The sequence below is a fragment of the Rhizobium sp. R635 genome (genome assembly GCF_002211285.1).
Classification (GTDB): Bacteria; Pseudomonadota; Alphaproteobacteria; order Rhizobiales; family Rhizobiaceae; genus Rhizobium.
Genome location: NZ_LOKX01000023.1, coordinates 87,751 through 106,278, shown reverse-complemented (window position 1 = coordinate 106,278; position 18,528 = coordinate 87,751). Strand labels below are relative to the sequence as shown.

General features: G+C 61.9%; 15 protein-coding genes. 4 read left to right on the top strand and 11 right to left on the bottom strand.

The features are described from left to right. The first annotated feature begins 10 nt into the window (after nucleotides 1–10). The gene (locus tag ATY78_RS17250) at nucleotides 11–1,939 is read left to right on the top strand and encodes a PAS domain-containing sensor histidine kinase (RefSeq protein WP_088683529.1); all 1,929 of its coding nucleotides are present in this window, start codon (nucleotides 11–13) and stop codon (nucleotides 1,937–1,939) included. Between the two features lie 179 nt (nucleotides 1,940–2,118). On the opposite strand, the gene ATY78_RS17245 is transcribed toward ATY78_RS17250, so the two are convergent. From ATY78_RS17245 to cyoA, 6 genes are all read right to left on the bottom strand, one after another. Continuing rightward, on the bottom strand, nucleotides 2,119–3,318 hold the full coding sequence (locus tag ATY78_RS17245) for an acyltransferase (protein WP_088683778.1): 1,200 nt from the start codon (nucleotides 3,316–3,318) through the stop codon (nucleotides 2,119–2,121). A 135-nt stretch (nucleotides 3,319–3,453) separates the two neighbouring features. Then, entirely contained in the window at nucleotides 3,454–4,212 is a 759-nt protein-coding gene (locus ATY78_RS17240; protein ID WP_088683528.1) for an SURF1 family protein, read from the bottom strand. A gap of 43 nt (nucleotides 4,213–4,255) precedes the next feature. Continuing rightward, nucleotides 4,256–4,657 (bottom strand): cytochrome o ubiquinol oxidase subunit IV, encoded by a 402-nt coding sequence (gene cyoD / locus ATY78_RS17235; RefSeq protein WP_088683527.1) that lies wholly within the window; start codon nucleotides 4,655–4,657, stop codon nucleotides 4,256–4,258. Beyond that, nucleotides 4,654–5,274: a cytochrome o ubiquinol oxidase subunit III gene (gene cyoC, locus ATY78_RS17230; RefSeq protein WP_088683777.1), complete on the bottom strand. Its 621-nt coding sequence runs from the start codon at nucleotides 5,272–5,274 to the stop codon at nucleotides 4,654–4,656. Before cyoC ends, cyoD begins: the two co-directional genes overlap by 4 nt. A gap of 5 nt (nucleotides 5,275–5,279) precedes the next feature. Then, entirely contained in the window at nucleotides 5,280–7,283 is a 2,004-nt protein-coding gene (gene cyoB, locus ATY78_RS17225) for a cytochrome o ubiquinol oxidase subunit I (RefSeq protein ID WP_088683526.1), read from the bottom strand. Nucleotides 7,284–7,325: 42 nt separating this feature from the next. Then, nucleotides 7,326–8,510: a ubiquinol oxidase subunit II gene (gene cyoA, locus ATY78_RS17220; RefSeq protein WP_088683525.1), complete on the bottom strand. Its 1,185-nt coding sequence runs from the start codon at nucleotides 8,508–8,510 to the stop codon at nucleotides 7,326–7,328. 376 nt (nucleotides 8,511–8,886) lie between these two features. Here cyoA and ATY78_RS17215 point away from each other — a divergent pair, with 376 nt between their 5' ends. The 3 genes from ATY78_RS17215 (at nucleotide 8,887) to ATY78_RS17205 (ending at nucleotide 11,448) form a co-directional block, all read left to right on the top strand. Then, nucleotides 8,887–10,218: an MFS transporter gene (locus ATY78_RS17215; protein ID WP_088683524.1), complete on the top strand. Its 1,332-nt coding sequence runs from the start codon at nucleotides 8,887–8,889 to the stop codon at nucleotides 10,216–10,218. Nucleotides 10,219–10,699: 481 nt separating this feature from the next. After that, complete coding sequence (locus ATY78_RS17210) at nucleotides 10,700–11,161, top strand: hypothetical protein (protein WP_088683523.1); 462 nt, start codon at nucleotides 10,700–10,702, stop codon at nucleotides 11,159–11,161. Then, nucleotides 11,158–11,448 carry a type II toxin-antitoxin system RelE/ParE family toxin gene (locus ATY78_RS17205; protein WP_088683522.1) on the top strand — a complete coding sequence of 97 codons (291 nt, stop codon included), beginning with the start codon at nucleotides 11,158–11,160 and terminating at the stop codon, nucleotides 11,446–11,448. The genes ATY78_RS17210 and ATY78_RS17205 overlap by 4 nt, the downstream gene beginning before the upstream one ends. A gap of 7 nt (nucleotides 11,449–11,455) precedes the next feature. Here the strand turns inward: ATY78_RS17205 and ATY78_RS17200 are convergent, their stop codons facing one another. The 5 genes from ATY78_RS17200 to ATY78_RS17180 form a co-directional block, all read right to left on the bottom strand. After that, nucleotides 11,456–11,923: a cyclic nucleotide-binding domain-containing protein gene (locus ATY78_RS17200; protein WP_004679746.1), complete on the bottom strand. Its 468-nt coding sequence runs from the start codon at nucleotides 11,921–11,923 to the stop codon at nucleotides 11,456–11,458. Nucleotides 11,924–12,027: 104 nt separating this feature from the next. Then, nucleotides 12,028–14,742 (bottom strand): ABC transporter ATP-binding protein, encoded by a 2,715-nt coding sequence (locus ATY78_RS17195; RefSeq protein ID WP_088683521.1) that lies wholly within the window; start codon nucleotides 14,740–14,742, stop codon nucleotides 12,028–12,030. Between the two features lie 180 nt (nucleotides 14,743–14,922). Continuing rightward, on the bottom strand, nucleotides 14,923–16,068 hold the full coding sequence (locus tag ATY78_RS17190; RefSeq protein ID WP_088683520.1) for a glycosyltransferase: 1,146 nt from the start codon (nucleotides 16,066–16,068) through the stop codon (nucleotides 14,923–14,925). Next, on the bottom strand, nucleotides 16,065–17,312 hold the full coding sequence (locus tag ATY78_RS17185; RefSeq protein ID WP_088683519.1) for a glycosyltransferase: 1,248 nt from the start codon (nucleotides 17,310–17,312) through the stop codon (nucleotides 16,065–16,067). Before ATY78_RS17185 ends, ATY78_RS17190 begins: the two co-directional genes overlap by 4 nt. A 9-nt stretch (nucleotides 17,313–17,321) precedes the next feature. Then, nucleotides 17,322–18,527 (bottom strand): glycosyltransferase family protein, encoded by a 1,206-nt coding sequence (locus tag ATY78_RS17180; protein ID WP_088683518.1) that lies wholly within the window; start codon nucleotides 18,525–18,527, stop codon nucleotides 17,322–17,324. Nucleotide 18,528: the final 1 nt, after the last annotated feature.

Genomic DNA, 18,528 nt, shown 5'->3' with positions numbered 1-18,528 from the left:
AGAGGGGCAGATGGAAGTGCTGGATCGACATGATACGTCTCTTACCGAAGAGGGACGCTTTCGCCTTTTGGTCGATGCCATCACCGACTACGCCATCTATATGCTCAGCCCCGAAGGCATCGTAACGAGCTGGAATACCGGCGCGCAACGCTTCAAGGGCTACAAGCCTTCCGAAATTCTCGGCCACCATTTCTCCCGCTTCTATCTGGAAGAGGATCGAGCCGCGGGAATTCCTGAGCGAGCGCTCGCCACGGCGGCCAAGACCGGCCGGTTCGAAGGGGAGGGCTGGCGCCAGCGCAAGGATGGCAGCCGCTTCTGGGCTCATGTGATCATCGACCCGATCCGCCATCCCTCCGGGGAACTCATCGGCTATGCCAAGATCACCCGCGACCTGACCGAACGCCGGGCAGCCGAAAACGCGATCCGCCAGAGCGAGGAACAGTTCCGCCGGCTCATCCAGGGCGTTTCGGATTACGCGATCTACATGCTCGACCCCGAGGGCAATGTCAGCAGCTGGAATTTCGGCGCCGAGCGCATCAAGGGTTATCGGCCCGAAGAAATCATCGGCCGGCACTTCTCGACCTTTTATACTCCCGAGGACCGGGCAGCCGGCGTGCCTGAAACCGCGCTTAGCGCCGCGCGCGCCGAAGGCCGGTTCGAAAGGGAAGGCTGGCGTGTTCGCAAGGACGGCACCCGTTTCTGGGCCAGCGTCGTCATCGACGTCATCCGTGACGACGATGGCCAGGTGCTCGGTTTCGCCAAGATCACCCGCGATATCACCGAGAAGATGGAAACCCAGCGGGCATTGGAGCAGGCCCGCGAGGAGTTGTTCCAGTCGCAGAAAATGGAGGCAATCGGGCAACTGACCGGCGGCATCGCCCATGACTTCAACAATCTGCTGATGGCCGTGCTCGGCAGTCTCGAAATCCTCAAGAAGCGCATGCCGCAGGATCTCTCGCTGACATCGCTGGTCGACAATGCCATGCAGGGCGCTCAGCGCGGAGCGGCGCTGACGCAGCGCATGCTTGCCTTCTCCCGCCGGCAGGAACTGCATGTGGAGCCGATCGACGTTTCCGGCCTGGTCCGCGGCATGATGGATATGCTGAGCCGTTCGCTCGGTCCCCTCACCATGATCGATACGTTCTTCCCCGTCAGGCTGCCGACGATCCTTACCGATCCGAACCAGCTGGAAATGGCGATCCTGAACCTCGTCGTCAATGCTCGCGATGCCATGCCGTCCGGCGGCAGAATCGTGCTTCGCGCTGCCGAGGAAGTGGTGCCGTCAGGCAAGGGCCGTCTGTCGCCCGGCCGCTACGTCCGGATCGCAGTGGTCGATGAGGGCGAGGGCATGGATGCCAGGACGCTGGAACAGGCCGTCACTCCCTTCTTCACCACCAAGGGCGTCGGCAAGGGCACCGGTCTCGGCCTTTCCATGGTGCAGGGCCTTGCGACCCAATCCGGCGGTTGCCTCTTCCTGGAGAGCACGCCCGGCGAAGGCACGACGGCCGAATTGTGGTTCCCGGTCGTCGTTGCCAAACAGGCGGCCGAGGCAGCGGCGCCGCTGCCGCAACGCGCAAAAAACGCGCCGCCGGGCCTGCGCGTCCTCGCCGTCGATGACGACGGTCTGGTGCTGATGAATACGACGCTAATGCTGGAGGATCTCGGCCATACCGTGCTCGAAGCAATGGCCGGATCAGAGGCGCTCGACATCCTGCGCAAGGAGCCGGTCGATCTGGTGATCTGCGACCATGCCATGCCGCGCATGACCGGCGCGCAGCTTGCCCGGGCGATCCGCACCGAATGGCCTGAGATGCCGATCATCCTTGCAACCGGTTACGCAGAGTTGCCAGAGGGGTCCGGCATGGCCAATCTGCCCCGGCTCGGCAAGCCTTTCTCGCAGGCACAGCTCGCCGAAGCGATCAGCCGGGTCGCTTGTTAGAGCATGTCGCGCAAAAGTGTGCAGCGGTTTTGCGCCAAAGACATGCGCAAACCAAAGACTTAAAGCGTGGCAAGCGAATCTGAAAGATCGCGACACGCTTTAGGCGTCCGGCTGGCGGCGCTCAATTCTCGGACGCGAACTGGTCCAGCGAGTGTTGTCGAGTGCCTGCGCCGGAAGCTTTAGGCGCGAAGCTTCTCGTCGCCATTATCCTGGATGATCGAGTGTTCGGCTCGCTCCCGGAGTTCTGCCTCCGTCGGAATTGGCGGTTCACCCGCCGAGGCTGAAGCTGCGCCGTCCAAGAGGCGCTTTTCAGTCTCATGCAGGTCAAGGATCGCCCGTTCGATCGTCTCCGCCGGAGTTTCGCGCGAGGGGATGCGCCACCGATGATGCTGCCACAACCCGACGAGCAGGCGTCGGCTCGGAACTTCTATCGTCTCATGAATGAACCATGCTCCTGCTGCCGCAACGAAAAGCGCCACCAGGATGAGCGCCGGTTCCGGCATCAGGGCCTCCAAGGCCCGGCGTACAAGGAACATTATGGGGACGTGGAAAAGATAGAGCGAGAAGCTGATCGTCCCCAGGAACCGTACGGGTGCAGATGCCAGGACATGGGCTGCGATGGGAGGTTGTCGAGCGACGAGCGCCACAATGACGGCTGCGGCGGCCGCGCTTTGCAGGCTCCAAAACTCAGGCGAGAAACCCGGCAAGATATTCCTGTACGTGAAGAACACCGCCAGAAGGAAGAGCGTGAAAGCTCCCGTGAGGGCGGATGGCGTCCATTTATCCCAGTAGGAATGCATCGCCCCGGCAAGGGCGCCGAACAGGAAGTAGGGGAGCTTGGAAACGAGCATTATCCCGGGCCCCGGCAATCCGAGCAGGCCATCCACCATGACGAACACCGTCAAGCCTACGATCACGCCGCTGTGGCGGTGCGGGCGGGCTAAGCAGAGCCAAAGGATCGGGAAGAACAGATAGAATTGAATTTCGGGCGGAATTGACCAGAAAACGCCGCTCGAGCCCAGAAGAAAGACATGGCGGAGAAAGTCCGTGCCGCCGATGATCGGCTGAACGAAATTGAGATCTTGGATGCTCGACAGCATCGCCACGAGCAGGACGGCAACCAGATAGACCGGATAGATCCGGGCAAAGCGGCTCACGAGAAAATCCAGGACGGTTTCTCTGGTCAACGGCCGCGAGCCGTAGAGATGAGCCATCAGAAAGCCGCTGAGGGCAAAGAACAAGCCGACGGCTTCGCTGCCCATGGTCATGGAATGCAAGGCTGTATTGGGAAAGATGAGCCCGATGTGCGCTTGCACGACCAGAAGCGCGGCGATACCGCGCAGACCATCGAGACTGGGGATGTAATCCGGCCGGCTCATGTGCAGCTTCAATATGTTCTCTTCAGGCAAGCAGTATCGGACATCGCTTTACAAGAGATTAATCCGGTGCGCGCGCAACTGCTGCTGCTTGCCGGAGCGTCCGCACGAGTGCAAAACGACGGCGGGTGCCAGGAACTACGCTCGGCGGTCTCTTCCGATCTCGCCGCGAAGAATGAACGCCAACAATGCCAGCACCATCGCCGCCAGCCCATACCAAGTGATCGCATAGACGAGATGGTTGTTCGGGAAATGGATGACGGTGAGGCCGCCGACCGGCAGGCCGCCGGGATTGGGCGTGGCATCCGCATCGATGAAATAGGGCGCGACCGCACCGATGCCGCGTTTCTCAGCGATTGCGGCGACATCGCGCGAATACCAGCGGTCGGCGGCGGTGTCGTTGGATTGCAGCAGCGATCCCTTCGGCTCCGTCATCCGCATGAGCCCGGTGATCTCGACGGGGCCCGACAGTTCGCCCTCGCGGCGCGAAGCCGGATCGCGCTTGTCGCTCGGAACGAAGCCGCGGTTGACGAGAACGGTTGCCCCATCGGCAAGCATCAGCGGCGTCATCACCCAATAGCCCGGGCCGAGCATCGTGGACGCATAGACCAGCGTCTCCCTGTCGTTTGCCAGAGTGCCAGTTGCCGTCACCCGCCGATATTCATCGTCGGCGGCATTGATCTTGTTCCAGTCGGTGGGGGCGGGGGCCGGCACGGGTGCCGCATGCACCCGCTCGTCGACGCGCGCGATGAGGTCGCGTTTCCAGGCGAGGCGCTGCACCTGCCAGGTGCCGAGTGCGGCGAGGGCCGCTGCCAGCAGCGCCAGGCAGAGGCAGAACATCGCGACCTTTGCCGGCGAACGCCGTCTTTCCGATTTTTCCGAGAAAGCCTTGTTCATGGGAACCGCCGAGGGCGGCGTTGCCGCCGCCCTTTTTTCACAATCACGGCATGTTCTTCATCATCTCGGGGCTCATCGGCATCATATTGGTGTTGAGATGATGCATGACCCAGAGGGAGCCGGAGAGCGCAATCGCGACGATGATGATCGTGAAGATCAGCGCCATCATCGTCCAGCCGCCCTCGCTCCTGGGATTCATGTGCAGGAAGAACACCATATGGACGACGATCTGGATCGCGCCCAGACCCATCACCAGCACCGCGGTCAAAGCCGGGCTGGCGACGACGCCTGACATGACAAGCCAGAAGGGGATGGCGGTGAGGATGACGGAGAGCACGAAGCCCGTCATGTAGCTTTTGAACGTGCCGTGGCCGGCCTGATGACCGTGGCTGTGGCCGTGGTGAGCCTCGTGGGCATCCTCATGTGCGGGGGCTTGCGAACTCATCCGAGAACTCCCAGGAGATAGACGAAGGAAAAGACGCCGATCCAGACGACGTCGAGGAAGTGCCAGAACATCGAAAGGCACATCAGGCGGCGGCGGTTGGCTTCGATCAGCCCGTGCATCGACACCTGCACCATCAGCGTGATCAGCCAGATGATGCCGAAGGTGACGTGCAGCCCGTGGGTGCCGACGAGCGTGAAGAAGGAGGAGAGGAAGGCGCTGCGCGTCGGCCCGGCGCCCTCGTGGATCAGGTGGATGAACTCGTAGAGTTCGAGCCCGATGAAGGCTGCGCCGAACAACCCGGTCACGGCGAGCCAGAACAGCGTTTCCGCCTTCGCGTTCCGCTCCATCTGCAGCATGGCGAAGCCATAGGTGATCGATGAGAACAGCAGCATCGACGTGTTGAGGGCGACGATCGGCAGATCGAAGAGATCGGCCGGCGACGGGCCGGCGGCATAATTGCGGCCGAGCACGCCATGCGTCGCAAACAGCACCGCGAAGATCAGGCAGTCGCTCATCAGATAGAGCCAGAAGCCGAGATTGGTGCTGTTCTCCGGATGATGATCTTCCGTCAGGTAGAATTCAGGCTTTTCGGCCGTGTCGACAGTGTGATCGCTCATGGTCATTACACCTGCTCGGCAAGCAGCGTCGTGCGCTTGCCTTCCGTTTCCGTGACTTCTTCGGCGGGGATGTAGAAGTCGCGCCTGTAGTTGAAGGTATGGCCGATCGCCACGGCGATCAGGGCGACGAAGGAGACGACGACCAGCCACCACATATACCAGATCAGGCCGAAGGCGAGTGCGACGCTGATGGCCGACAGGATCGCGCCGGCGCCGGTATTCCTAGGCATGTGGATCGGCTTGAAACCGCCGAGCGGACGCTCGTAGCCGCGCTTCTTCATGTCGTACCAGCTGTCATGATCGTGCACGACGGGCGTGAAGGCGAAGTTGTAGTCCGGCGGCGGCGAGGAGGTCGACCATTCCAGCGTGCGGCCGTCCCACGGATCGCCGCTGTCGTCGCGCAGTTCCTCGCGCTTCATGAAGCTGACGACGATCTGGATCAGGAAGCTGGCGATGCCGAGCGCGATCAGGCCGACGCCGAAGGCGGCGATGATGAACCAGATCTGCAGCGACGGATCCTCGAACTGGCTCATGCGGCGGGTGACGCCCATCAGGCCGAGCACGTAGAGCGGCATGAAGGCGAACCAGAAACCGATCTGCCAGAACCAGAAGCTCATCTTGCCCCAGAAGGGATCGAGCTTGAAGCCGAATGCCTTGGGGAACCAGTAGTTCACGCCGGCGAACATGCCGAAGAGAACGCCGCCGATGATGACGTTGTGGAAATGGGCGATGAGGAACAGCGAATTGTGCAGCACGAAGTCGGCCGGCGGCACGGCAAGCATGACGCCCGTCATGCCGCCGATGACGAAGGTCACCATGAAGCCGACCGTCCACAGCATCGGCACCTCGTAGCGGATGCGGCCGCGATACATGGTGAAGAGCCAGTTGAATATCTTCGCCCCTGTCGGGATGGAGATGATCATCGTGGTGATGCCGAAGAACGAGTTGACGCTGGCGCCCGAGCCCATCGTGAAGAAGTGGTGCAGCCAGACGATGTAGGACAGGATCATGATCACGCAGGTCGCGTAGACCATGGAGGCGTAGCCGAACAGGCGTTTGCCGGAGAAGGTGGCGACGACTTCCGAGAAGATGCCGAAGGCCGGCAGCACGAGGATGTAGACCTCCGGATGGCCCCAGATCCAGATGAGGTTGATGTACATCATCGGATTGCCGCCGAGGTCGTTGGTAAAGAAGTTGGTCCCGGCATAGCGGTCGAGCGACAACAGCACGAGCGTTGCCGTCAGGATCGGGAAGGAGGCGACGATCAGCACGTTGGTGCAGAGCGCCGTCCAGGTGAAGACCGGCATCTTCATGAAGGTCATGCCGGGGGCGCGCATCTTGACGATGGTGGCGATCAGGTTGATGCCCGAAAGCGTCGTTCCGACACCGGCGACCTGCAGGCCCCAGATATAATAGTCGACGCCGACGCCCGGACTGTAGGCGGCGCCCGACAGCGGCGGGTAGGCGAGCCAGCCCGTCTGCGCGAATTCGCCGATGAAGAGCGACAGCATGATGACGATCGCGCCGGCGGTGGTCATCCAGAAGGAGAAGTTGTTGAGGAAGGGGAAGGAGACGTCGCGCGCGCCGATCTGCAGCGGCACCACGAAGTTCATCAGGCCGGTGACGAAGGGCATCGCCACGAAGAAGATCATGATGACGCCGTGGGCGGTGAAGATCTGGTCGTAATGATGCGGCGGCAGCGGGCCCTCATTGCCGTTGAAGGCGATCGCCTGCTGGACGCGCATCAGGATGGCATCGGAAAAACCGCGCAGCAGCATGATGACGGCCAGGATCACATACATGATGCCGATCTTCTTGTGATCGACGCTGCAGATCCAGTCGTGCCAGAGCGGACCCCAGAACTTGAAATAGGTGATGGCGCCAAGCACGGCGAGGCCGCCGATGACGACGCCGATGAAGGTCACGACCAGAATCGGCTCGTGATAGGGGATGGCATCGAGGGTCAACCGGCCGAAGATGAACTTCAGGAGGTCAGGATTGGAAAACATGGAACAACCCGTTCATTATGTCTTGCGACGCAAAGCGCCAGGTTAATTGTTATTGTTGAGCTGCGCCGGCGCAGGATCGGCACCATTGCTCATGCCGGGCATGGAATGGCCATCATGCTGCATGTCCATTCCGGGCGTGCTGTGCATGCCGGGCATGTCGTGCTGCATGCTGTTGCCATCGGTGCTTCTGGCCGGCTCGCTGCGTGCCGGAGCACCCGTTGCCGGCACGGTGGCAGCCGGCGCCACGATGCCTTCGTCGGCATGGCGATTGTCGTATTGCAGCTTCTCGCGATTCTCCGCGCTTTCCTTGCCGCCGCCGCCCATCATGTCGATGTGCATCATCTCGTTCATGCACATCTTGCCCGGCGTGGCGCACATATTGAGGATGGCGTTGTAAAGATCCGCATCGGCGCTGGCATAGTAGCGTACCGGCTCTTTTTCGCTGGGCTTTTCAAGCTTCAGATAGGCGTCACGGTTGAGCATCGTGCCCTGCTGCTTGACCCGAGCCACCCAGGCGTCAAAGCCTTCTTGATTGAGGCCGTGGAACTTGAAGCGCATATGCGAGAAACCGGCGCCGCTGTAATTGGCGGAAAAGCCTTCATATTCGCCTTCCCGGTTGATGACGGCGTGCAGCTTGGTCTCCATGCCGGGCATGGCATAGATCTGGCCGGCAAGGGCAGGGATGTAGAAGGAGTTCATCACAGAGGAGGCGGTGATCTTGAAGTTGATCGGCATGTCGACCGGGGCAGCAAGTTCGTTGACGGTGGCAATGCCGAGCTCGGGATAGAAGAACAGCCACTTCCAGTCGAGCGCCACGACCTCGACGGTCAGCGGCTTGGTATCGGCCGGAATGGCGCGCTCCGCATCGAGACGGTCGAGGGGACGGTAGGGATCGAGTTTATGCGTGGAAATCCAGGTGACGGCGCCGAGCGCAATGATGATGGCGAGCGGTGCGGACCAGATGACGATTTCGAGGCGGGTCGAATGGTGCCATTCCGGGTCGTAAGTCGCGGCCGTGTTGGAACGGCGGTAGCGCCAGGCGAAAAGCAGTGTCAGGAAGATCACTGGTATGATGATGATCAGCATCAGTACCGTCGAGACGAGGATGAGATCGCGCTGCTGCGCGGCGATGTCGCCGGAAGGCGCCATGACCACCATGTTGCATCCTGCCAGGAAAAGCAGCGGCAAGACGGATAGAAGGCGGGAAAACTTCACGAGTTTTGGCACGTCTCTAAGCTCTTGTTGTTTCGTTTGGTTCGCGACTAAAGCACTGAACCCGATAGCGACATGAGGCGGAAGGTCGCAGTGCAGCATGTATGCCGCAGTGCGGCAGAAATCATTTAGGCTACCGCTTTGAAATCCTGATGAAAACAGAAAGGATTCTTCGCGGTGCGGGATCGTTGCGATCAATATATCCGCAAGCGCCGGACAAGCCAGCTTTCCCGGGAAAAATAGCCGGCCGGCGGCGCGATTCTTCTCCTGCGCCTCATTTTCAGCCGTGATGATGAACTATTTACGTCTTACGGGCTTGATAAGCCTGCGGGTTTGATCAAGATCACGCTTGAGGCGCTTTGCCGGAAGCGCCTTAACGAGGAGGCGTTTCATGGCAACAGCATCGCATTACGGACCGTCATCGTCGTCGCTCGAACGCGACGCGCGGCGCATTCACGACGACAAGCCGGTTTCCCCGGGCAGCATCGCCGTCGGCGTGGTGATCGGCCGCATGTCGGAATTCTTCGATTTCTTCGTCTATGGCCTTGCCTCGGTCCTGGTTTTTCCACAGCTGGTCTTCCCCTTCGCTCCCGACAGGCTGACGGCCACGCTCTATTCCTTCGCGGTCTTCTCGCTCGCCTTCCTGGCCCGCCCCGTCGGCTCCGTCGTCTTCATGACGATCGACCGGATGTATGGCCGCGGCACGAAGCTGACGATCGCGCTCTTCCTGCTCGGCGGTTCCACGGCCTCGATCGCCTTCCTGCCGGGTTATAACGAGATCGGCGTCTGGTCGATCGCGCTTCTGGCGCTCTTCCGTCTCGGCCAGGGCTTCGCGCTCGGCGGCGCCTGGGACGGTCTTGCCTCGCTGCTCGCCCTCAATGCGCCGGCCAATCACCGCGGCTGGTATGCGATGATCCCGCAGCTCGGCGCGCCGATCGGCTTTGCGCTGGCAAGCATCCTGTTCGGTTATTTCGTCGCCAATCTTTCGAGTGAGGATTTCCTCTCCTGGGGCTGGCGTTATCCGTTCTTCGTCGCCTTCGCGATCAACGTTGTGGCGTTGTTTGCGCGTTTGCGCCTCGTCATGACCAAGGAATTCGGCACGCTGCTGGAGCAGCACGAGCTTGAAGCGGCCCCGATCCTGGACGTGCTGCGCATTCACGGCCGCGACATCCTGATCGGCGCCTTCGTGCCGCTCGCGAGCTTCGCCATGTTCCACCTCGTCACCATCTTCCCGCTCGGCTGGATGAGCCTTTACGGCAACCAGCCGATCGGAGCCTTCATGGTGGTGCAGGTGATCGGCGCCATGGTCGGCGTCGTCGCCATCATCACATCGGGCCTGATCGCCGACCGCATCGGCCGGCGCGCCCAGCTTGCCGTCTGTGCCGTCATCATCGCCGTCTTCAGCTTTGTCGGCCCGATCCTGATTGCATCCGGCAACAGCGGTCACGATGCCTTCGTCATCATCGGCTTCGGTGTGCTCGGCCTTTCCTTCGGCCAGGCGACGGGCTCGATCTCGTCTCGTTTCGGCCGCGGCTATCGTTACACGGGTGCTGCCTTCACCTCGGACCTTGCCTGGCTGGTCGGCGCGGGCTTTGCGCCGCTGGTGGCCCTCAGCCTCTCCAGCCGCTTCGGCCTGACCTTCGTCGGCTACTACCTGCTCTCCGGCGCCATCTGCACGCTGGCGGCACTCGCCTTCAGCAAGGCGCTGGAACAGCGGGAATAGAAATGTAGACACGGGTTGCGCTCCAGACGCCGGCCCCTCATCCGCCTGCCGGCACCTTCTCCCCGCGCGCGGGGCGAAGGAGGCAAGCCGCAACGTCTCCGTTCCCCATCAGCCTCTCGCAGGGCACGTCCCCTCGCCCCGTTTACGGGGAGAGGGTTAGAGTGAGGGGCAGCCAATCGGTGTGAATTCGGCAGCAGCCGTGGACTTGTGGAGGGTGTAGCGTTGGTTTCCCGCTAAATGACGCAGGCGGAGAGCAAATGAAGAACAGCGCTTACGCACCCTCATCAGATAGCCAAATCCGCAATTGGCCGACCGACTTGTGGCGCCATCTGCGCGCGGCGGCGCGGGCCTTCAGCAGGCGTTGGAACAGTGTGAATAGAATGTGGACACGGGTACACACGCCAGATGCCATTACAATAATTAAATGCATTGCAATCTATAATTAATTGCGTATCATTGTTGGCCTGAACGAGGATATGTCATGACCGCCGAGACTATCGATCATTCGACCCTTTCCCGTCTTGTCGAAGCTGGAGCGGTCGATGCTGCGCATGTCGTCGGCAAAGCCGGCGGCTGGTCCGTCGTCATCCGCTACGGCAAAGCCGAACGCCCGCTCGCCGCCCAGCGCAGCCGGCAGGTGCGGGTGTTCAAACGCATCGACACTTTGGTTTCTTATCTCAAGGATGTCGGCATTGCGCAGTTCGATGTCGATGCCGGAGATTACATGCCTGAAACGGCCGCGCGGCCCGATCGAGCCGAAGCTCTGCGTCGTACCCATGAGGCGGCGGAATACGACAAGTGGTTCCGCGATCAGGTCGAAGAGGCGATCAGGGAAGCCGATGATCCGAACACGGTCTGGATCAATGCAGAAGATGCCGAAGAGCGAATGGACAAGATTCGAGCCGAACTGCTCGCGCAGTTGGAATCCGGAGATAAGGCTTGATCGTCAAATGGCTGCCACAGGCTCTTCTGGATCGGGAAGGTCAGATCCGGCACATCTTCACCCAAAATCCCAAGGCTGCAATCGCATTGGACGATGTCATCCGACATCAGGTAAGAATGCTTGCTGATCATCCGGAGGCAGGACGCGGCGGTCGTCTCGATGGAACGCGAGAACTGGTTGTTCCGCGTACCGCATTTTTGCTGATCTACCGCATCGACAGAAAAGTACAGAGAGTGGAAATATTGCGCTTTCTTCATGGCGCGCAGAAATGGCCGCCGAAACGCTGAATGCGTTCTACTGCGCCATCTGCGGCTGCTTTGCCGCGCGCGCCGCGGTCAACTCCGCTGTGGTGTGGTTCAGGCGATCGGCCAGCACCCTCATGATTTCCACCGCCATTTCGGGGAAGTCGCTGAGCAGCTTCAGGAAGTGCTCCTTGCTGATGCGCAGCACTTCGAGCGGCGAGGTGGCGCGCACCGTTGCCGTGCGTGAGACATCGCAGAGGATGGCGATTTCGCCGACGATGGAATTGAGCTCGACGTCGGCAACCTTGATCTCGCCTGCCGGCGAGGAGACGATGATATCGGCGCTGCCGGAGAGAATGACATAGGCGGCGTCGCCGACGTCGCCCTGATGAAAGAGATCCTGACCGGCCTTGTAGGTCATGCGATCGGAGGTGAAGGCCAAAAGCTTGAGCTTTGCTGGTGCAATCCTCGAAAAGATCGGCACCCGGCGCAGCATTTCGACTTCGTCTCTCAACAGCATGAGCGTTTCTAACCCCCTGCCGCATGGTCCCTGTGGAACCAGGCGCCTTCAACATTCCAGGGCGTTCCACCGGGAACGCCTACTACCGCCGCCCCAATAGAATATTACGATAACAGTTCCTTGAACATACCGTTTTTCTCGGAAAGTTCCGGATAGTTCCCGGCTTCCGCCAATCCGCCGCGGTCGAAGAGCAGGATGCGGTCGAACATCTCGGCGAGCCGTGCATTGGTGAGCACCCAGATGATCGCCGGCCGATGGCCTTCCTCGTGCAGGTCTTGGATGATGTTGCGGGTGATCTGATCCTGGACACGCTGATCGAGCGCCGAAAGCGGCCGGTTGAAGATGAAATAGTCCGAGCGCTTCAACAGCGCGCGGGCGAGATTCAGCTTCTGCCGCTGCACCATGGTCAGCCGCTTGCCGCCGGAGCCGACGTCGAATTCGAGGCCGATCGCCAGCACGTCGTCATAAAGGTCGAGCGCGTCGAAGAGCTCGCCCATGATGGCGCGGATACGGTCGGAGGCATCGGCCTGCTGGTAGGCGATACGGCCGAAGAGCACGTTGTCCATCAGGCTTGCCGAGGGAGTGAAACGCTCGGCGTCGTAGCGCTCGATCAGTTCGGAGAGATCGGCCGGAATATGCTCGTGGAACTGCTTGCGGGCGCTGACGATCTTGTCCATCAGCTCGTTCGTCAGCAGACCGAAGCGGTGGCGCGGCTCGATATAGGCGAAGCTCAGCCGGATGATGGCCGAGCGTTCCTCTGGCGTGGCGTCCTCGAAGCGGCGGCTCTGCAGCTTCTGCAGCAGCGCCTGGTAGGTCGGAATATCGTCCGCCGTCATGAAGGTCAGCTGCTGGAAGAACGGATGGTCCGGCGGCAGGTCGTGGAAGAGTTCCACCGCGTTCTCGGCGATTTCGAGGCCCATGGCGTAGAGATCGGTGCTCAAGCCCGTCTCGCGGAAAAGCTGCTGGAAATAGGGATGCGCGGCGAGCCTGCGATTGGTCATCAGAGGCCGCTTCATCGTGCCGAAGAGCAGGTTCTCGCCAACCGTCGCCTGGGCGTTGTAGGCGTCGAAATCGAAAGGCACGACGATGCCGTCGAGACCTTCGTCGCGCAGCCGGTCTCTCAAGGAGGCGCGCAGCGCCACGACATGGTCACTGACCGCCACGTGCACGTCGGTATTGACGTTCGAGCGCAGCGCCAGGTCGAGGATATCCTGCGAAATCAGAACGGCGTCGAGCACCGGCCGGATTGCTTTCAGGAGGTCATCCGGCCCATTGGCGCCGGCCGCCTTGTAATCCACCCAGTCGCTGTTGAGGTCGAGCGTCGGATTGCCGGCCTTCACCGCCTCGATGGAATGCCATTTATACTCCTGTGCTTCCTTCTCGTCGTAGACGGCATCGGTCATCGGCGCGTGCTTGAGGCCGTAGAGCAGATTGCTGGCGAGCGTGCCATGGAAGAAGAAGGTGTCGGCCGAGGCATAGGAGATGCGCCGGCCGGTGATCGATTCCGGCAGGTCAAGATGGTCGCGGCCGTCGATGGTGATGCGGCCGGAATCCGGCCAGACCATGCGGCCGAGCGCCTCGGCGAAGGCTTCCGCGCCGCTGCCGTTCGGGCCGACGATCGCAACCGTCTCGTTCGGTTTGATCTCGACGGAGACGTGGTCGACGAGGCGGGCGCCGCTGTCGTCGGAAACCGAAAGGTTGGTGACGACGAGCGCGCTCGTCAGCGCCCCGACCGGGGCGGTCGCGAGTTCCTGGATGCGGCTGTCGATCAGCGGCTCGACGTTGAATTGCTCGTAGACCTGCTGGTACTTCACCTGCACGTCCTGGCGCATCTGGTCCCAGTCGATCAGCTCCTTCAGCGGGCCGGGCAGGTCCTTGTAGGCCGAGATGACGGCGACGAGCTGGCCGATGTCGAGCCTGCCCTGCAGCGCGAGGTAGCCGCCGATCGCGTAGAACAGGAAAGGCGTGACCTGGGCGAGGAAGTTGTTGATGAACTTCACCAGGAATTTCCACTGGTAAAGGTCGTAGCGGATCGAAAAGATCCGGCCGAGCCGCGAGGCGATGTCGGCGCGTTCGAGGTTTGATGTGTCGTTGCCGTGGATCGTGCCGATGCCCTCGACGATTTCGCCGACACGGCCGGAAAGCTCGCGGGCCGTCAGCTGCCGCTGGCGGCCGAGCTCCAGCAGGCGCTTGCGCATGCGGGGAATGACGACCGCCTGCACGCCGACGATGCCGGCGGCGATCATGCCGAGCCAGAAATTCTGTACGATGATGAAGGCAAGCGCCGTGATCGCCTGGCCGCCGAGAAGGGCAGGCGAGACGAAGGCGTCGCCGGTGAAGCCGCCCATCGGCTCCACCTCATCCTTGATCATCGTGGCGATTTCGGCGGATTTCACCCGCTTGAAATGGGCGGGCGGGAAACGCAGCACCCGGTCGATCAGTTCGAAGCGGATGCGGCGCAGCATGCGTTCGCCGAGCCGGCCCTTATAGGTGTTGATATAGAATTTGAAGAGGCCGTTCAGCACTACCAGCGCCAGGAAAACCAGGCTGAGAGCCATCAGCATCTGAAAGCGGTTGAGCTGCAGGCCCTGAAAGAATTCGACATGACCGATCAGCGGAATGTCGTAGGCGATATGCATGAACCTCTGCGTTGCGCCGGGGCCTTCGAATCCGTCGCCCTGGATCGGCCCGTTGACGATCTGCTTCGGCAGGTCGAAGGACAGGAAATAGGGGATCATCGAGGCGGCGACGACGGCCAGGATCCACAGCTGCTGCAGCCGCGTGTTCTTCCAGATGTAGCGGGCGAGGCTTTTTTCCATGGCTAACCGTCAGCTTGCTGGGAAATTCCGGTGGCGCGATCCGGGCGCCGGGATGGAAGGATCTTTGAGAACAGGATCATGCAGCCGGACCGCCGATATCGCAACGAAAACAAGGCGAAGCGACCGGCCGCAAAACGCCGATTCTCGCCGGAACCTTGCTTATATCACAGGAATTTTGGATTAGGCGAGCGATTCGGCAATCATGGATCGAATGATGCCGGCCGTCTTCTCCGCCCCGTCGAGATCGAGCAATGCCGGCCGCCGTCGCGGCGCTGCGAGCGCCTTTTCGACGGCCTCCTTCACATGGCTCGATGTCAGCCCGTTTTCCGGCAGGATCTCGGCGAGATCAAGCGCCTGCAGCCGTTCTGCGCGCACCGTCTGCTCGGTCTCGCCGCCGGCGACGAAAGGAATGAGGATCGCGCGGCATTCGGTGCGCAGCAGATCGCCGACGGTGTTGTAGCCGGCCTGCGAGATCGAGACTTTGGCGCCGCGCAGCAGCGAGGGAAAATCCTTGCGGAAGCGCACCAGCGTTACATTCGGGGGCGCGTCCTGCGACAATGCGGCGAAATCGGCCTCCGGCAGGTTCGGACCCGAGATCAACAGCCAGCGAAGGTCGGCGGGCAGGAGCGCCGCCGCCTCTTTCGCCGCCCCGATCAGCTCGGCGCCGACCGCGCCGCCGCCTGCCGACGCGATGATGTCGAAGGTCTCGGTGGGTTCCGGCGCCGGCGGCGCTGCGACGAGGCCGGTATAGCGCAGCCTGTCGGCGATTTCGGGCGTCAGCGGGAATGTATCCTCGAGCCTGATGAAATCGGGGTCGCCGTGGACCAGCACGGCGTCGAAATGGTTCTTGACCAGCGCGACCGTCTCCGCGTCGCGGCCGGCCTTGCGGTTTTCCTGCAGGATGTCACGCACCGAACTCAGGAGCTTCGGCCGCGGTTCGGCCTTGTCGATCGCCTCGAGCAGCGGCAGCAATTCGAAGCGCATCTGCCGCCGGCCGAAGGGAAAGGCTTCGATGATCACGACGTCGGGCCTTGCGGCATGAAAGGCCTCGAGCAACCGATCGCGGCGGGCGGCGAGGAAGTCCTCGCCCGCCGGCCGGCCATCGGCATCGGCAAGGCCGGAGAAACCGGCGTTGCTGGCGACGACCGCCGGCAGGGCGACGGTCTTGACGCCCTCGCCGGGAAAGCCCGGCACCGGCAGGCCGCCGGTTACGACCGTGACGTCGAAACCGTCCTTGACGAGCGCATTGGCGATGCGGCTGGCGCGGGCGATGTGGCCGATGCCGAGCAGGTGCTGGACATAGAAGAAGATACGCGGTGCCGTCATGAGGCCTTCTGCCATTCGGCCTCGAACAGGCCGGTGAGCTGTCGGATGCTGGAATGATAGTCGAAATGTTCGCGCACCTGGCTTTCGGCGGCGTCGCCGAGGCGCCTGCGCAGCGCCGGATCGCGGATCGCCGTCTCCAGCGCCCGGGCCAGCAGCGCCGGATCTTCCGGCGGCACGACGAGGCCGTTTTCACCGTTCTTCAGGAGTTCCGGCACGCCGGATACGTCGGTCGAGAGGCAGACGAGCCGCTGGCTCGACGCTTCCACAAGCACGTTCGGCAGGCCGTCGCGGTCGCCATTGGCGGCGATCCGGCAGGCCAGCGCGAAGAGGTCGGCGCGGCGATAGTGATCGAGCACGTCTTCCTGCGCCATGGCGCCCTTCCAGACGATGCGGTCGGCGAAGCCGAGTTCGGCTGCGAGCGCCTTCAGTTTCGCAAGCTCGTCGCCGCCGCCGATATGGTCCATGCGCCAGTGGAGGTCGGCGGGCAGTAGTGCCAGCGCCCGCAGCAGCACGTCGTAGCCCTTCTTTTCGACGGCGCGGCCGACGCTGAGGATGAAGACCGGGTCATCGGGGTCGCTGCCATTCCGATCCGAACGCCGGCCGGCGAAATGACCGAAGCGTGCGAGGTCGAGACCGTGGTAACTCAGATGCACCGCATCCTTGCGTGATGTCAGGCCCCGCATGTGCTCGTAACCCGTTCTGGTGCAGGTGACCGCCCAGCGGGCGCTGCCGAGTTTTTCGTGGAGCTCCCAGTCGGGCGATGTCCAGATATCCTTGGCGTGCGCCGAACAGGTCCAGGGCGTGCCGGTCAGGATGCTCGCATATTCCGTTACCGAGGCCGGCGTATGAATGAAATGCGCATGCAGCCACTCGCCGCCGTCAGGCCATTCGCGGGCCAGGACGAGCGCCTGGCCGAGGCGGCGGAAGCGGTTGCGGGAGATGTCGCGCTTGAGGTCGGCGAGGAAACGTTTGATCAGTGCCTTGAAGCCAGGTTTCGAGAAGCCGGCGATGAGGCCTTTCAGCACGCGGATCGGTTCCTCATGCAGATATTCCGGCAGGTAGACGACGCGCGCCTTGATCTCGTCATGCACGGGATGGCGCTTCTTGTCGGTCGGCCGGCGCATCGAAATGAGCGTGAGGTCGAACCCGGCCTTTTCGAGGCCGAGCAGCTCCTGGGCGATGAAGGTTTCCGAAAGGCGGGGATAGCCTTTCAGCACGACGAGGATCTTGCGGCGTGGCGGCAAGGTTTTGCCCTATTCTGCGACGAGGGCAAGGTGGCTGGCGCGGCCGTCGATCCATCGGCCGACGGTCTGCGAAATATGATCGAGCCCTTCGAGATGCATATTGCTGCCGCTCTTCGACGGCGGCAGACGGGAGGGCAGACGCTTCAGCGCCTCTGCCATGATGCTCGGATCGGCCGACTGTTCCGGCAGCAGCATATCGACAAGGCCGAGCGCGCTTGCCCGCTGGGCGCGCAGCAGCTGTTCCTCGCGCGGCTTGACGCGCGGCACGATGAGGGCCGGCTTGTCGAAGGAGAGAATCTCGCAATAGGTGTTGTAGCCGCCCATGGCGACGACGCCGGTGGCGCCGTCGATCAGTTCTTCCATGTGATTGTCGAACTCGATCACTTCGATATAGGGAATGGCTTCCCCCTTCTGCACCAGCTTGGCGCGCTCGGCCGCCGGCATATAAGGCCCGAGCACGACGAGCGCCTTCTGCGTCAGCGTCGGATCGGCCTCGTAGGCGTTCATAACGTCGTGGACCAGATCGGAGCCGTCGCCGCCGCCGCCCGTGGTGACGAGGAGGTAATTGTCCTTGCGGGCGTTGACCGAGCTCTTGCCCCTGGAGACGCTGCGCTGCAGGAAGCCGACGAAATCCATCTTCCGGCGCAGGCTGGCCGGTACGTCGAGACCAACGAGCGGATCGTAGAAATCAGGCGGACCGTAAACCCAGACGCTGTCGTAATATTGGTCGATCTTCTGCATGATGCCGTTCTTCTTCCACTCGGCGTCGAGCAGATGCGGCGCGTCCATGATCTCGCGAAGCCCGAGCACCAGCACGGTGCCGCGGGCCTTGAGATAGGCGAGCGTATCCTCGACCTCTCCCTTCAGCCCCATCGGCTCCTTGTCGACGATGAAGATATCGGGCTGGAAGGTCTCGGCCGTGTGGCGAATGCTCGATTCGCGCATCTTCAGCGTTTCGTGCAGGTCGATATGGCTGGCAAGCGACGTATATTCGCCGTTGCGCAGCTTGATGACGCTTGGGATCTTCACGAAGTCGACGCGGGCGCGGTAATCGAAGGCGCCGGCGATCGTGGCGCCCGAAATGATCAGGATGTTGAGACCGCGATAATCTTCCACCAGCGCATGGGCGATGGCGCGACAGCGCCTGAGATGGCCAAGGCCGAAGGTGTCGTGGCTATACATGAGGATGCGTGCATCTTCGAGACGTCTGGCCATG

Excerpts from the sequence above, each read along its gene's own strand:
- ATY78_RS17250 (WP_088683529.1), top strand. The coding sequence starts at position 11 with ATGGAAGTGCTGGATCGACATGATACGTCTCTTACCGAAGAGGGACGC.
- ATY78_RS17245 (WP_088683778.1), bottom strand. The coding sequence starts at position 3,318 with ATGAGCCGGCCGGATTACATCCCCAGTCTCGATGGTCTGCGCGGTATC.
- ATY78_RS17240 (WP_088683528.1), bottom strand. The coding sequence starts at position 4,212 with ATGAACAAGGCTTTCTCGGAAAAATCGGAAAGACGGCGTTCGCCGGCA.
- cyoD (WP_088683527.1), bottom strand. The coding sequence starts at position 4,657 with ATGAGTTCGCAAGCCCCCGCACATGAGGATGCCCACGAGGCTCACCAC.
- cyoC (WP_088683777.1), bottom strand. The coding sequence starts at position 5,274 with ATGAGCGATCACACTGTCGACACGGCCGAAAAGCCTGAATTCTACCTG.
- cyoB (WP_088683526.1), bottom strand. The coding sequence starts at position 7,283 with ATGTTTTCCAATCCTGACCTCCTGAAGTTCATCTTCGGCCGGTTGACC.
- ATY78_RS17215 (WP_088683524.1), top strand. The coding sequence starts at position 8,887 with ATGGCAACAGCATCGCATTACGGACCGTCATCGTCGTCGCTCGAACGC.
- ATY78_RS17210 (WP_088683523.1), top strand. The coding sequence starts at position 10,700 with ATGACCGCCGAGACTATCGATCATTCGACCCTTTCCCGTCTTGTCGAA.
- ATY78_RS17200 (WP_004679746.1), bottom strand. The coding sequence starts at position 11,923 with ATGCTGTTGAGAGACGAAGTCGAAATGCTGCGCCGGGTGCCGATCTTT.
- ATY78_RS17195 (WP_088683521.1), bottom strand. The coding sequence starts at position 14,742 with ATGGAAAAAAGCCTCGCCCGCTACATCTGGAAGAACACGCGGCTGCAG.
- ATY78_RS17190 (WP_088683520.1), bottom strand. The coding sequence starts at position 16,068 with ATGACGGCACCGCGTATCTTCTTCTATGTCCAGCACCTGCTCGGCATC.
- ATY78_RS17180 (WP_088683518.1), bottom strand. The coding sequence starts at position 18,527 with ATGGCCAGACGTCTCGAAGATGCACGCATCCTCATGTATAGCCACGAC.